Origin of the sequence: Pseudoxanthomonas sacheonensis (genome assembly GCF_010093305.1) — a bacterium.
Lineage (GTDB): Bacteria > Pseudomonadota > Gammaproteobacteria > Xanthomonadales > Xanthomonadaceae > Pseudoxanthomonas_A > Pseudoxanthomonas_A sacheonensis.
On sequence record NZ_PDWS01000040.1, the window covers coordinates 1 to 622 of the forward strand.

General features: G+C 69.0%; 1 pseudogene. It reads left to right on the plus strand.

The features are described 5' to 3' along the window. Positions 1-622: pseudogene (locus tag CSC73_RS18315) on the plus strand (hypothetical protein); the annotation flags it as partial.

The following is a 622-nucleotide window of genomic DNA, read 5'->3' on the forward strand; positions in this document are numbered from 1 at the left end:
AACTGGTCGAACGTTTCGATGAGCGGGCGCCGGCTGGTAGCGAGCGGCTGGTGTACAACATTGCAGGTGCCGCTCCGTTGGTGGAGTGGACGGCGAGCTACGGCACGGCCGGCGAGCGTCCCGAACGCCGGCTCGGTGCGATTCGCTGGACGTCGACCCGCGTGGATCATCTCTTCAGCGATCCGCCCGAGCAGATCAGCAGCCGTAGCGGGTCGGGCTGGCGAACTGTGCTGAGCGGCCTGGGCGATGCCCCACCAAGCGACATGCTGGGCCTGCTGCCGGAAGGGTCGGAGCAGGCGAGAGTGGTGGATGCTCACGCGCGCTGGGATCGCGTCGCGTCCCCGCACACCCGCGAGTGGGGGGGGCGAGCAAGCGAGCAGGGCAAGCTTCAGGATCTGATCGGCCTGCGGCTGAAGCACGAGCCGCACGCGGTCAGACTGCTGCGCATGGAACAGGACCTCGACGAAGGCGATGCCCACGCGACAGTCTGCGCGCGCCACCGCGCACTGGCGCAGGCGGATGCGGGTCGTTCCTCGCTGCAGTACCTCGTCGCGCGCTGCACCGAGGACGGACAGGCGCGGGACCAGGCATTCCTCGATGGACATGCGCGCTGGCCCAAGGA